The sequence below is a fragment of the Streptomyces sp. NRRL S-378 genome (assembly GCF_000720645.1).
Classification (GTDB): domain Bacteria; phylum Actinomycetota; class Actinomycetes; order Streptomycetales; family Streptomycetaceae; genus Streptomyces.
Genome location: NZ_JOBX01000010.1, coordinates 75,566 through 86,235 on the forward strand (window position 1 = coordinate 75,566; position 10,670 = coordinate 86,235).

The window sequence follows — 10,670 nt, forward strand, 5'->3', positions numbered from 1 at the left end:
CGGCCAGAACATCCGTTCACCGACTGCCCCCGCGCCGACCGTGACGGGCCGCGCCCCGAGCCGTTCTTGGAGCCGTCCCTCCCCCGCACCCGTGAGGTTCACGTGCCGCCCACCCGCTCCCACCTCCGCGGCGCCGTCGCCGCCCATCTCGAACGCCGTCCCGCCGGGCGCGAGGCGCTCGAGGACCTGCTGACCGCGCTCGACGCCGGGGCCGGTCCCCCCGATCCCCCCGATACCGCCGACCCCGCCGGCCCGACGGCCCTGGCCGGGCGCATCACGTGCAGTGCGGTCGTGGTCGACCGGCACCGACGCGTCCTGCACGTCCGCCACCGGCCCGGCGGCAGCCTCCTCCTGCCGGGCGGGCGCGTCGGGCCGGACGACCGTACGCTCCTCGCCGCCGCGCTGCGCGCGGTCCACGTGCAGGCGGGAATCCCGCCCGCCGCCCTCTGTCACACCGCCGAGTACCTGGACGTGCCCGTCGACATCGCCGTCCACACCGCGGACGCGGTGCCGGCCGGGGGTGAACCGGCCCGCACGCACTACGACTTCCGCATGGTCCTGCACCTGGCCGAGGAGACCACCGACATGGCACCGCGTCCCGGAGGGGGTCCGGAAACCGAGTGGCTCCCCTTCGACGAGGTCGGCCCGCCCGCCCTGCGGGCCGTACTGCTGGAGTCCGGGCTCGACGGCCGGGCCGAGCCGGTGAACGCCTCGGCGCTGATCCACGACGGCGCGGGCCGCTACCTGCTCCACCTGCGGGACCACGTCCCGGACATCTGGGAGCCGGGCGCCTGGGCCCTCCTCGGCGGCGGCCGTGAGCCGCAGGACACCTCCCTGGAGGACGCCGTCCGCCGCGAGCTGCGGGAGGAGGCCGGACTCGAGCCGTCCGCCCTGGAGCCGTTCGCGGTGGAACACGCCACCGGAGCCGACGGCACCACCGTCCCCGTGCAGGTCTTCGCCGCCCGCTGGAACGGCGATCCCGGCGTCCTCACCCTGACCGAGGGGGTCATGCTCGCCTGGCACGACCTGCGGACCATGCCCCGCCTGCGGTTGAGTCCCTCGACCCTCGCCCTGATCCGGCGGCACGCCGCAGAGCACGGCCCGGAGCACGCCCCGGAGCCGGGCCGCGCCGGGTCCGCGAACGCACCGCTGCCCCACATCGTCGGTGTGCACCTCTACCTGGAACGCGACGGTGAGGTCCTGCTCGGACTGCGGCACCCCGACTCCGCCTACGCGGGCTCCACCCACCACTTCCTCGCCGGGCACTGCGAACAGGAGTCCGCCGTCAGCTGTCTGGTCAGGGAGGCGCAGGAGGAGGCCGGGCTCGTCATCGACCCGGCCGACGTCGACCTCGTCCACCTGGTGCACGTCAGGGACCGCCCGGGTGCCCCGCCGCGCGTGCAACTGGTCTTCCGGGCCCGGCGCTGGCGCGGGGAGCCCCGACTGCTGGAGCCCGACCGGTGCGTGTCGTGGGACTGGTGGCCCCTCGACGCCCTGCCCGAGCCGATCGTCCCCTACGCCCGCGCCGCGCTCGAGGGCATCCGCGCCGGACGTGCCTACACCGAACTCGGCTGGAACGGCCCCGGGAGCGCCCGATGACCGCGCCGCGCAGGCACACCCTGCCGCTCGACGTGCACCTCCTGCTGTGCCGCGACGGCGGGCACGGTCCCGAGGTGCTGCTGTCGCGACGGGCCGGACCGGTGTACGCGACCGGCATGTGGCATCTGCCGTCCGGTCATCTGGAGGCGGACGAGGACTTCGTCGAGGCCGTGGTCCGGGAGGCCCGTGAGGAGACCGGGGTCGTCATCGACCCGGCGGACGTCCGGGCGGCGGTCACCGTGCACCACCGTCCCCCGACGGGCTCGTCGTCCCGCCTCGGCGTCTTCTTCGAGGTGCGCAGATGGTCGGGCCCGCCCCGGATCATGGAGCCGGACCGGTGCGACGGCATGGGCTGGTACGCGCTGGACGCCCTGCCCGCGCCGATGGTCGCGTACTGCCGGGCAGGGCTGGACGCCTACCGGGCCGGGCTCCCGGCGGCCGTCCACTTCCAGCGGCCGGGCGACCCCGTGGAGCACCGGGACGGCGAACCGGGTCCCGGCCGCACCGAGTTCCTCGCCGGCCCGGCGACCGGCGCACGAGAGGGCCGGTAGCGTGCCCGGCATGACCGTGGGGAGCGAAGAAACCCGGCTCGTCGTCGTCCGGGGCAACTCGGCGTCCGGCAAGTCCTCGGTGGCGGCGGGTGTCCGCGACCGGTTCGGCCGCGGCCTGGCTCTGGTCGGCCAGGACAACCTGAGACGGACCGTACTGAGGGAGCGGGACGTGCCCGGCGGCGCCAACATCGGGCTGATCGACACGGTCGCCCGGTACGCGCTGGACGCCGGCTACCACGTGGTGGTCGAGGGCATCCTGTACGCCGACCGGTACGGCGACATGCTCGCGGGCCTGCTCGGCGACCACCGCGGCGTCTCGCGCTGCTACTACCTCGACGTCCCGATCGAGGAGACGCTGACCCGCCATGCATCGAAGGCGGATCCCGAGTACCTGGCCCAGGTGACCGAGCTGCAGCTGCGCGACTGGTACCGGGAGCGCGACGTCCTCCCCGGCGGCGTCGAGACCGTGGTCGGGGCCGACAGCACCCTCACCGCGACGATCGACCTCATCCTGCGCGACACGGGCCTGGCGGGGCTGCCGCCCCGGGTCGACCGACCACCCGGCAACGCCGTCGGCAAGAAACGGATGAAAAAGGCATAAGGACGCCCAACCGTGGTAGACGCCGTGCATACCGGTTCGACAGGAACCAGGAGGTAGCCATGATCGTTCTGGGCGTCATCCTATTGATCGTCGGCTTCGTCACGGGGATCTCGATCCTCTGGACGATCGGCCTGATCCTCGTCATCATCGGCCTGGTGCTCTGGGTACTGGGTGCGGTCGGACACTCCGTGGGTGGCCGCAAGCACTACTACTGATGCCGGGCCCTCCTGGCACTCAGGGACGGAAGCGCAGTGGATGGTCCTCCGGGACCTCCACGACGACGATCCGCACGCCGTCGGGGTCGGCGATCCACATCTCCACCAGTCCCCACGGTTCCCGCAGCGGAGGCCGCAGCACTTCGGCGCCGCGGCTGTGCAACTCCTCGTACGCCGCCTCTACGTCGGCGACTTGGAGCCACAGCCGCAAGCCCGGCACGGGCGGCGCGTCGGCCCGTCCCGACACCTCGAGGAAGCCGCCGCCCAGGAAATAGACCGTGCCGCGGTCCGGCCCCGTGCCGAACTCGCGGTACACGGCGAGGCCGAGGGTCTCGCCGTAGAACGCGCGCGAACGCTCGGGGTCCGTCGGTCGCAGCAGGATCCTGCTGCCCAGTACGTGCACCATGCCCCCCACCTTCGCGCACCGCGCCCCCATCGTCACCCGGGCCGCTCCGCCCCGCGGCTCCTGCGGGTCCACGCCCGCAGCCGGCCACGCACCCCGTCGGTGCGCCGGCTGCGGGTGTGGCGGTCGAGTTCCTCCAGCAGGCGCTGCGACCGCTTCTCCACGCCCAGCTCGTCCAGAACGCGGTCGATCTCGGAGAGCAGCGCGCCGCGCAACTGCCAGTGTTCGGGGTCCTCCCTGGCGGAGGCCAGGAGCAGGTCCGCGAGCCGGTCCCGGTGGGCCCGCGCCACGGCGAGCTCACCGGACAGCCGGGCTTCGGCCTCCTCCGCGTTGGCGCTCACCTGGGCGGTGATCAGCTGGGCGAAGCTCTCCACGGCGATCGCGGTGTGCCGCAGCACCTCGCGCAGCGCCTCGCCCGTGGCGGGCTCGAAGAGCGGGCCGTCGGGGCGGACCTTGGCCAGGTCGGTCAGGGTCCGGCAGGCCACGCGGAGCACCACCGCGCAGATCTCCAGGGTGTCCAGACCGGTGCGCAGCACCAGCCGGAAGAGCAGGCCCTCCTTGACCCGCGGGTTGAGCCGGAGGCTGTCCTCGGCCTGCCGCAGGGCGGTGTCGACCTGTGCGATGTCGTTGTCGAGGCGTCGCGCCTCGTGCAGTCGGGCAGCGGCCTGTTCGACCTTGCCCGGGCCCCGGGGTTCTTCTCCGAGGTGTTTGAGGAGCCGGCTCATGCGCAGGGCGAGGTCGGTGATCGCGGCGCCGGCCGGTCCGACCCAGAGGGGCGGCGCCAGCAGGAGGTTGACCAGCAGTCCGACCACCGCGCCGATGAGGGTTTCCAGTACCCGGTCCCAGGCGGTGTCCGCCACCTGGGTGACGCCGAGGACGAGCATCGCGCTGATCGCGACTTCGGGGACGAACTCGTCCACGCGCACGAGGTGGCCCACCACGAGGGAGGCCAGGATCAGCAGGCCCAGGCTCCACCAGGTGAGGCCGACCAGCGCGCTGAACCCGATGGCGATCAGGACGCCGACGACCACGGAGTTGACCCGGCGGATGCTGGTGGTCAACGTGGAGTAGAGCGTGACCTGGACGACGAGCAGGGCCGTCAGCGGGGCGGTCAGTGGGTTGGGCTCGCTGCTCAGGCGGAGTGCGACGACGTAGCTGATCACGGCCGCGGCGGTGGAGCGCAGGGCCTGGACGGCGACCGGCTCGCGGCGGCGCCGTGCGACACGGGTGGCGATGCTGCTGATCGTTTCCGGCATGACTGCGCATCTTCCCAGGCCGTGGGGGATGACACGTGCCACAGTGGTCGAGTCCGTTCGTGTCGCGATCGTGTCACGAGTGACCGGGGGGGTAGGTGGGGGGAGTCCGAAGTCAGCGTCGATCGGATCTGCGAGGGAGCGAAAGCCATGAAGGGTACGGAGGACAAGCGGCAGCGGCCGGCCGGAGGCCGCGAGGAGCACGCGCAGGAACACCCCGGTCCGGACCCCGTGCACCCCGAGGCCAGCAAGCCGGTCGCCGGCAAGACCCCGGAGGAGCTGCGGAGGCGGCAGGAGCGGAAGATGTCCCACCCGGACGAGGAGGACGCCGACTGACGGCTCCCGTCCCACGGACGGGTCAGTGCTCCCAGGGGCCTTCGTCGTAGGTGCCGGCCTCGACCTCCAGGGCGAGTTCCTGGAGGACCTCGATCGAGGAGACGTCGGTGCGTCCTGCGTCATGGGCGATCGCGAGGCTGGTGAACGCCAGGCTGAATCCGGAGACCATCGTGTGCAGGGCCGGCCCGAGGGCCTCGGCCACCAGGGTCGCCACCTGCTGCGGCGACGCGTCGGCCGGCACGCTGATCGAGGGCAGCATCTCGTTCAGGAGCTGTGTGGCCACACCGGCCGTCCCACCCGGGCCCTCGGCTTCCTCCCCGGCCTCGGCGGCCCGGCGGATGTCCTGGGCCTCGGTGAGGATGCCGATCACTCGCCTGAGTACGTCTGCGCGTTCCATCCCTCGCAGCGTAGTCCGCCCGCGGCCGGGTGCGGGTGCGCGCCTCCGGGACCCACCGCACCATGAGCCTGTACCCGTACGCGCACCAGCCGGAAGGGAGAGCGCCCATGTCCCCGGACCCCGCGCCGCACACGACCGGGAGTCGACTGCTGCTGGTACGGCACGCCAAGGCGGTACCGAAGGGCGACCCCGCGGAGGACTTCGAGCGTGGCCTGGGCGAGCGCGGCAGGGCCGACGCACCTCGTACCGGCCGCTGGCTGGCGGAGAGCGGCTACGAGCCGGACCTCGCGCTGTGCTCGCCCTCGCGAAGGACGCGTCAGACCTGGCAACTGATGGTCCCCGCCCTGGCGGACCCGCCGGACGCCGTCTACGACGACAGGCTCTACAACGCGGCGCCGAGCGCGCTGGTCACCGTGCTGACGGAGCGCGGGTCGGGGCTGGGCTGTCTGGTGCTGGTCGGCCACAACACGGGCATCCACGAGCTGGCGACCGCGCTGTGCGGCAGCGGCCCGGCGGAGCTGCTGGAGCAGCTGAAGGACGGCTTCCCGACCTCCGGCGTCGTGGTGGTGGACCTCGCGGGCGGCTGGGGGGACCTGACCCCCGGCAAGGGGCATCTGACCGCCCTGTGGTCACCGGCTCACTGACCAACTCAGCGGCCCGCTCGCCGACCCGCAGCTCCGTGCCTCACCTGTGCACGCAATTGGTGCGCTTCCGTGCCGGATTGATGCAACGATGGTGCATCATCCGCCCCTCAGGAAGGACGACACCATGGATCAACTTCCCCCTCATCCCGACACCGAGCGCTACTCCGTGACCCTGTGCCCGCCCGCGGTCACGATCGTCTCGGAGCTGACGGCCGCGTCCGGCGTGAGCAAGTCCGACGTGATCAACCGGGCCGTGCTCCTGCTCGGTTTCATCGAGCGCGAACGCGCCAAGGGCAACGACCTGATGATCCGTGACACCGCCGGCGCCCTGGAGCGCATCCACATCATCTGACCGCCGGGACGCCGAGGAGGGGCGCCGCAGCTCAGACGTCCAGGTCCTCGGCGGGCGGCAGTTCCTCCACGACGTGGACCGCGGCCTCCTCGGCCGATGCCGCTCCGCCGTCGATCCCGACGTCACGGGCCAGTACGGAGATGTGGCGCTGCGGGGCGGAGTCGTCGACCGCGGCCAGGCGGCCCGCACGGTCCGATCCGCCCAGCAGGGCGTCGCCGGCCTCGTCGGAGACCTCGTCCTCGTCGGACACCTCGGGCTGCTCCCGGGCGAGGCGCTGTTCCAGCGTCTCGCCCGCGCGCGCCTCGGCGGCGGTCGTGCCCCTGTCGTCCACCGCCAGCGGGCGGTCGAGGGGCACGTAGGCGGTGTCGAGCGTGTCGTCGAGGCCCGGCTCGTCGAGGGTGTTCTCCATGTCGGGTTGGGCCTCGGCGGTCTCGTCGCTCTCCTGCGGCTGGTAGACGTCGTCGCCGTAGGCTTCGTCGGCGCTGCTCATCGGGTTCTCCGATCGGTCGGGTCGGCGTGGCGCCGGCGGGGGCGCACCGGTCCCCGGTGTGCTCAGTTGGACACGGAGGCGTCCAGCGGGAAGAAGCCGTTCGAACCGGTGAGTTCGAGCAGCCGCAGCAACTGGTGGCTGGGCGCGGCCAGGCGCAGGACGTGGCCCGTTCGGACACCCTGCCGCCGGGCGTCCAGCAGCGTGTTGAGGCCCGCGGAGTCGCAGAAGGACCAATTCCGCAGGTCGACGACGATGTCGGCGCCCTCGGGGGCCTGCGAGAGGGCTGCGGCGAGTGTCTTCCGCAGTTCGCCCGCGTGGTCCCGGTCCATGTCGCCGCTCACCGGCACCACGTAGGGACCGCAGTGGCCGGTGTCGGCGGCGGCTTCCGCAACGGCGGCGTCCTCGGCAGCCATGACGTACCTCCTCGTACATGGGGCACCTGCCCGCCGCGGTTTCGCTCAACCGTCCTCCCGTCCATGGGACCGCGGAGCGGCGGCGGGCGCATACTGGGCGCATGGCGACCCCGACGACCGCCGTCCGGCGGATCCGGCGGCAGGCCGGCGAGGCGGTCTTCCTGCGCGTCGCCGGACCCGACGGAGCCCGCAACCGGCAGCGGATCCACTCGACTCCGGGACCGCGCTGGTTCGCGCCGGACCGGCCGGTCAGGCGGGTGCACGGGGACGCGTCGATGTTCGTCGGGGGCCTCGCCGCCCTGCTGCTCCAGTCGCTGCACCCCGTCGCGATGGCCGCCGTGGCGGCGCACTCCGGGTACCGCGGCGACCCGTGGGGCCGCCTGCACCGGACCAGCACCTTCCTGGCAGTCACCACCTTCGGTACGAGCGCCGACGCCGAGGCGGCGGTGGCCCGTGTCCGGGGGGTGCACGCCCGCGTCCGGGGCCGGACGGCCGACGGCGTGGCGTACCGGGCCGACGACCCGGAGCTGCTGGGCTGGGTGCACGCCGCCGAGGCGGACTGTTTCCTGCGGGCCCACCAGCGGTACGGCAGGCATCCGCTGGATCCGGCGGGCTGCGACGCGTACCTCGCCGACACGGCGCGGGTGGCCCGGGCGCTGGGCGTGGAACGGCCGCCGCAGGACGTGCGGGAGCTGGCGGTGCGGATGGCCGGGTACCGGCCCGCCCTGCGGCCGACGGACGCGTCCCGGGACACGGCCCGTTTCCTGCTCACCGATCCGCCGCTGCCGGGGGCCGCCCGGCTGCCGTACGCGCTGCTCGCGGCGGCGGCCGTGGACCTGCTGCCGGCCTGGGCGAGGACGGCGGTCACCGCCGGTTCGGGGGCCGCGGCCGAGCGGATGCCGGGCCTGGCCGCCCGCGCAGGCGGCCACGCCGTGACCCGGGCGATCCGCTGGGCGCTGCCGCCGGCCCCTGGCCGCGCGGGTCAGTACTCCTCGTCCGGGTAGCCCCAGTCGATCTCCGCCCTGGCGGCGGCGGTCACGTCCGCGACCGTCATCGCGAAGAGCGATTCGAAGTGCGGCTGCCACCGGTGGAAGCCCGAGATGCTGAGCGGGAAGCGGCTCTTGCCGAGGACGCGGCACGCGCCGTCGGCGTCGACGCCGACGGTGATGCGGACGTAGCCGTCTATGGACTCGTCGCGCATCAGTTCCTCGAGGGCGCCGACGGTCTCCCGGGCCTGCGGCTCGTCGGTCAGGCCGGTGACGGTGAATGCAAGATCGATGTTGACTGACATGGTGGGAGACTAGGCTGCGGCACCGACACGGCAGGCACCCCGCCCCGTCCCGACCGGAGAAGTGAACGACCCATGACGCTCCAGGAAGGCCAGCGGGTCAAGCTGGCGGCAGACCTCCGGCTGGCCGGGACCGTGTGCACGGCCCAGGACGGCCCGGCGGGCGAGGACGGCCCGCAGGGCGAGGACGCCGTCGTCGGCTCGCTGTCCCTCGCGTCGGGTACCGCGGGCACCGTCGAGCGGGTGGACGCACCCCGGGAGCGGGAGCAGCCCCACGACGTGCGCGAGTACGTACGGCTCAAGGCCCTCCTGGACGACTTCGGCCACCAGATGCCCCCGGCGAGCAGGCTGCAATTGGCGGAGCAGGTGGCTTCCCTCGAACCCGCGTGGACCGCCCACCGGGAACACGGCCCGCGCGTGACGGTTCGCGTCCGCCTCGACAACGGCTTCGTCCTCGACGACGCGCGCGCGGACGTGTTCACCCCCGCCTGATCCCTCGGTGGGGCCTTCCGGCCGTCCTGCGCGGGCGCCCGGTCTGGCCCCCGGACGGGCACCGCGATTCACTGGAGGGAGTGCCGCGACGGCGCGCCGCGGAGGAGGCCCTCCCCTCGCCGGACCCCGCCGGGCACCCGCCGGGAGGACCCGTGAAGACGCACGTACCGCCCCGCTTCGACCCCACCCGGGTCCCCCATCTCCTGGGCTCGTTCGCGCCGGTCACGGAAGAGGTCGACGCGGCCGACCTGGAGGTGACGGGCGAACTGCCGCCCTCGCTGGACGGCCTGTACCTGCGCAACGGCCCGAATCCGCGGTTCACCCCGATCGGCTCGTACCTGTACCCGATCGACGGTGACGGGATGCTGCACGGCGTCTGGCTGTCCGGGGGCCGCGCCCGCTACCGCAACCGGTTCGTCCGCACCCCGGCGCTGGAGGCCGAGGAGCGGGCCGGACGCGCGCTGTGGGGCGGTCTGGAGTCGATGATCGTGCCGGACGCCGACCAGGTCGGTCCGGAGCTCGCGGGCACCTTCCGGGACCTCCCCGACATCAACGTCGTCCGGCACGGCGGCCGGATGCTGGCCCTCGCCGAGTCGGCGTGCCCCTTCCGGATCGACGCGGGACTGGCGACCGTCGGCCGTGAGGACTTCGACGGGGCACTGCCCGCCGGCATCACCGCCCATCCCAAGATCGATCCGGTCACGGGCGAGATGGTCGTGTTCTGCTACGGCCTGGAGCCGCCGTACCTCACCTGGTCGGTCATCGGCCGCGACGGCGCCGTCACCCGCGGGCCCACGCCCGTCGACGGCGTGGACGAACCGATGATGATCCACGACATGGCCCTCACCGGCCGCTACGTGGTCCTGGTCCTCGCCCCGGCCTTCTTCGACCTGGCGGCGGCGATGGCGGGCGGCTCGTTCCTGTCCTGGCGGCCCGAACGCGGGACCCGGGTGGCGCTGATCCCGCGCGACGGCGGTCCGCCGCGCGGGGCGGCCGGCGGGGCGTTCTGGCTGTGGCACACCGTGAACGCCCACGACGACGGCCCCGGGGAGGACGCCGCGGTGGTCCTCGACTACGTCCAGTGGGCCCGGCTCACGGTCGGCTCGTCCCCGGACGGCGCGGCCGGGGACGAGCCGAGCGGCGGCCTGGTGCGGGCGCGCATCGAACCGGCCACCGGCCGCATGACCCGCACCCTGCTGGACGACTCCCGGGTGGAGTTCCCCCGGGTCGACGACCGGCTCATCGGCCGGCCGTACCGGTACGCCGCGCTGGCCACCGGGACCGGCCGGACGGACCTGCTGCCGGGCGAGTACGACGCCGTGCGCTGGTACGACGCGGAGACCGGGGACTCCCGCGTATGGGAGGCCGGGAACCTCTCGGTCGGCGAGCCGGTCTTCGCCCCCGAGCCCGGCCGGAACTCCGACGGGCACGGCCACTGGCTGACCTTCGCCACCGACCGTACCGACGGGTCGAGCTGGTTCCTGGTCATCCCCGCCGAGGACCCGGAGGCCGGACCGGTGGCACGCGCCCGCATCCCCGTCCGGGTCCCCCTCGGGCTGCACGGCTGCTGGCTGCCCACCGAGGCCTGAGAACACGCTTCCAGTGACGTTTCTGTGGTGAACCGGCTACTCCGTCG

At 73.5% G+C, this 10,670-nt stretch carries 16 protein-coding genes; 10 read left to right on the forward strand and 6 right to left on the reverse strand.

What is annotated here, in order from left to right:
• Positions 1-102 precede the first annotated feature (102 nt).
• From IH80_RS0109390 to IH80_RS45315, 4 genes are read left to right on the forward strand one after another with little or no spacing between them, the layout of a single operon-like run.
• Positions 103-1,599: an NUDIX hydrolase gene (locus IH80_RS0109390; protein WP_030959168.1), complete on the forward strand. Its 1,497-nt coding sequence runs from the start codon at positions 103-105 to the stop codon at positions 1,597-1,599.
• Positions 1,596-2,150 carry an NUDIX hydrolase gene (locus tag IH80_RS0109395; protein ID WP_030959169.1) on the forward strand — a complete coding sequence of 185 codons (555 nt, stop codon included), beginning with the start codon at positions 1,596-1,598 and terminating at the stop codon, positions 2,148-2,150. Before IH80_RS0109390 ends, IH80_RS0109395 begins: the two co-directional genes overlap by 4 nt.
• A gap of 10 nt (positions 2,151-2,160) precedes the next feature.
• Positions 2,161-2,751: an AAA family ATPase gene (locus tag IH80_RS0109400; RefSeq protein WP_199819234.1), complete on the forward strand. Its 591-nt coding sequence runs from the start codon at positions 2,161-2,163 to the stop codon at positions 2,749-2,751.
• A 59-nt stretch (positions 2,752-2,810) separates the two neighbouring features.
• A complete protein-coding gene (locus IH80_RS45315) occupies positions 2,811-2,966 on the forward strand; it encodes a DUF6131 family protein (protein WP_199819235.1) in 156 nt (51 codons plus the stop codon).
• Between the two features lie 19 nt (positions 2,967-2,985).
• On the opposite strand, the gene IH80_RS0109410 is transcribed toward IH80_RS45315, so the two are convergent.
• On the reverse strand, positions 2,986-3,372 hold the full coding sequence (locus tag IH80_RS0109410; RefSeq protein ID WP_030959171.1) for a VOC family protein: 387 nt from the start codon (positions 3,370-3,372) through the stop codon (positions 2,986-2,988).
• 32 nt (positions 3,373-3,404) lie between these two features.
• Positions 3,405-4,625, reverse strand: a complete 1,221-nt coding sequence (locus IH80_RS0109415; protein WP_030959173.1) for an FUSC family protein — start codon at positions 4,623-4,625, stop codon at positions 3,405-3,407.
• A gap of 147 nt (positions 4,626-4,772) precedes the next feature.
• Here IH80_RS0109415 and IH80_RS0109420 point away from each other — a divergent pair, with 147 nt between their 5' ends.
• Positions 4,773-4,958: a hypothetical protein gene (locus IH80_RS0109420; RefSeq protein WP_051808985.1), complete on the forward strand. Its 186-nt coding sequence runs from the start codon at positions 4,773-4,775 to the stop codon at positions 4,956-4,958.
• Positions 4,959-4,980: 22 nt separating this feature from the next.
• On the opposite strand, the gene IH80_RS0109425 is transcribed toward IH80_RS0109420, so the two are convergent.
• Positions 4,981-5,355 (reverse strand): hypothetical protein, encoded by a 375-nt coding sequence (locus tag IH80_RS0109425; protein ID WP_030959177.1) that lies wholly within the window; start codon positions 5,353-5,355, stop codon positions 4,981-4,983.
• A gap of 107 nt (positions 5,356-5,462) precedes the next feature.
• On the opposite strand from IH80_RS0109425, the gene IH80_RS0109430 reads away from it, so the two are divergent.
• Positions 5,463-5,999, forward strand: coding sequence for a SixA phosphatase family protein (locus tag IH80_RS0109430; protein WP_030959178.1), 537 nt, complete (start codon positions 5,463-5,465; stop codon positions 5,997-5,999).
• A gap of 124 nt (positions 6,000-6,123) precedes the next feature.
• A complete protein-coding gene (locus tag IH80_RS0109435; protein WP_030959179.1) occupies positions 6,124-6,351 on the forward strand; it encodes a hypothetical protein in 228 nt (75 codons plus the stop codon).
• Positions 6,352-6,382: 31 nt separating this feature from the next.
• Here IH80_RS0109435 and IH80_RS0109440 read toward each other — a convergent pair whose 3' ends face one another.
• The gene (locus IH80_RS0109440) at positions 6,383-6,841 is read right to left on the reverse strand and encodes a DUF5709 domain-containing protein (RefSeq protein WP_030959181.1); all 459 of its coding nucleotides are present in this window, start codon (positions 6,839-6,841) and stop codon (positions 6,383-6,385) included.
• 62 nt (positions 6,842-6,903) lie between these two features.
• Positions 6,904-7,254 carry an STAS domain-containing protein gene (locus IH80_RS39065; RefSeq protein ID WP_051808987.1) on the reverse strand — a complete coding sequence of 117 codons (351 nt, stop codon included), beginning with the start codon at positions 7,252-7,254 and terminating at the stop codon, positions 6,904-6,906.
• Between the two features lie 101 nt (positions 7,255-7,355).
• Between IH80_RS39065 and IH80_RS0109455 the strand changes: the two genes are divergently transcribed.
• A complete protein-coding gene (locus IH80_RS0109455; RefSeq protein WP_037879334.1) occupies positions 7,356-8,258 on the forward strand; it encodes an oxygenase MpaB family protein in 903 nt (300 codons plus the stop codon).
• On the opposite strand, the gene IH80_RS0109460 is transcribed toward IH80_RS0109455, so the two are convergent.
• Positions 8,237-8,545: a hypothetical protein gene (locus IH80_RS0109460; RefSeq protein WP_030959186.1), complete on the reverse strand. Its 309-nt coding sequence runs from the start codon at positions 8,543-8,545 to the stop codon at positions 8,237-8,239. The two genes, IH80_RS0109455 and IH80_RS0109460, sit on opposite strands and share 22 nt — an antisense overlap.
• A 72-nt stretch (positions 8,546-8,617) precedes the next feature.
• Here IH80_RS0109460 and IH80_RS0109465 point away from each other — a divergent pair, with 72 nt between their 5' ends.
• Complete coding sequence (locus IH80_RS0109465; protein WP_030959187.1) at positions 8,618-9,034, forward strand: hypothetical protein; 417 nt, start codon at positions 8,618-8,620, stop codon at positions 9,032-9,034.
• Positions 9,035-9,186: 152 nt separating this feature from the next.
• A complete protein-coding gene (locus IH80_RS0109470) occupies positions 9,187-10,623 on the forward strand; it encodes a carotenoid oxygenase family protein (RefSeq protein ID WP_030959189.1) in 1,437 nt (478 codons plus the stop codon).
• Positions 10,624-10,670 lie beyond the last annotated feature (47 nt).

What these genes read in the sequence shown, in the direction of transcription:
- IH80_RS39065 (WP_051808987.1), bottom strand. Translation starts at nt 7,254, where the DNA reads ATGGCTGCCGAGGACGCCGCCGTTGCGGAAGCCGCCGCCGACACCGGC.
- IH80_RS0109395 (WP_030959169.1), top strand. Translation starts at nt 1,596, where the DNA reads ATGACCGCGCCGCGCAGGCACACCCTGCCGCTCGACGTGCACCTCCTG.
- IH80_RS0109440 (WP_030959181.1), bottom strand. Translation starts at nt 6,841, where the DNA reads ATGAGCAGCGCCGACGAAGCCTACGGCGACGACGTCTACCAGCCGCAG.
- IH80_RS0109460 (WP_030959186.1), bottom strand. Translation starts at nt 8,545, where the DNA reads ATGTCAGTCAACATCGATCTTGCATTCACCGTCACCGGCCTGACCGAC.
- IH80_RS0109415 (WP_030959173.1), bottom strand. Translation starts at nt 4,625, where the DNA reads ATGCCGGAAACGATCAGCAGCATCGCCACCCGTGTCGCACGGCGCCGC.
- IH80_RS0109420 (WP_051808985.1), top strand. Translation starts at nt 4,773, where the DNA reads ATGAAGGGTACGGAGGACAAGCGGCAGCGGCCGGCCGGAGGCCGCGAG.
- IH80_RS0109465 (WP_030959187.1), top strand. Translation starts at nt 8,618, where the DNA reads ATGACGCTCCAGGAAGGCCAGCGGGTCAAGCTGGCGGCAGACCTCCGG.
- IH80_RS0109435 (WP_030959179.1), top strand. Translation starts at nt 6,124, where the DNA reads ATGGATCAACTTCCCCCTCATCCCGACACCGAGCGCTACTCCGTGACC.
- IH80_RS45315 (WP_199819235.1), top strand. Translation starts at nt 2,811, where the DNA reads ATGATCGTTCTGGGCGTCATCCTATTGATCGTCGGCTTCGTCACGGGG.
- IH80_RS0109410 (WP_030959171.1), bottom strand. Translation starts at nt 3,372, where the DNA reads ATGGTGCACGTACTGGGCAGCAGGATCCTGCTGCGACCGACGGACCCC.
- IH80_RS0109425 (WP_030959177.1), bottom strand. Translation starts at nt 5,355, where the DNA reads ATGGAACGCGCAGACGTACTCAGGCGAGTGATCGGCATCCTCACCGAG.
- IH80_RS0109430 (WP_030959178.1), top strand. Translation starts at nt 5,463, where the DNA reads ATGTCCCCGGACCCCGCGCCGCACACGACCGGGAGTCGACTGCTGCTG.
- IH80_RS0109400 (WP_199819234.1), top strand. Translation starts at nt 2,161, where the DNA reads ATGACCGTGGGGAGCGAAGAAACCCGGCTCGTCGTCGTCCGGGGCAAC.
- IH80_RS0109455 (WP_037879334.1), top strand. Translation starts at nt 7,356, where the DNA reads ATGGCGACCCCGACGACCGCCGTCCGGCGGATCCGGCGGCAGGCCGGC.